A 548-nucleotide genomic window follows, 5' to 3' on the forward strand; every position below is an offset into this window, starting at 1 on the left:
GCGGGTTGTGGCGACAATAAGCCAGAAGAAAAACAGGCGGCTCAGCCGGCACCTGCACCAGAAGCAAAAACTGATTCTTCAGAACCGAAACTAGCAGCAGTTCAAGAATTGGTGCGTGGTAACGGTACAGAAGTTGCGACAATAGACCCTCACAAATCTCAAGGTGTTCCTGAATCTCACGTGATTCGCGACCTACTTGAAGGCCTAGTAAACCAAGACGCAGACGGTAACACTATCCCAGGTGTTGCAGAATCTTGGGAAACTGAAGACAACAAAACATACACTTTCCACCTACGCAAAGACGCGAAATGGTCAAACGGCGATCCTGTAACAGCAGGTGACTTCGTTTACAGTTTCCAACGTGCTGTCGACCCTGCAACGGCTTCTCCATACGCTTGGTACATGGAATACACCAAGATGAAGAATGCGAAAGACATCGTTGCTGGCAAAAAAGACAAGAGCGAGCTGGGTGTTAAAGCTGTGGATGACCACACTCTAGTGGTTGAGCTAGATACAGCTGTACCTTACTTCGTGATGATGATGGGCCA

The 548-nt window shown here is 48.4% G+C and carries 1 protein-coding gene; it reads left to right on the plus strand.

The window, feature by feature from the left end; genetic code table 11:
- Positions 1-548, plus strand: a 548-nt coding sequence (locus tag R7R24_RS29635; RefSeq protein ID WP_318120579.1) for an ABC transporter substrate-binding protein, incomplete at both ends; no start/stop codon positions are given.

It is taken from the genome of Vibrio sp. 704 (assembly GCF_033339295.1).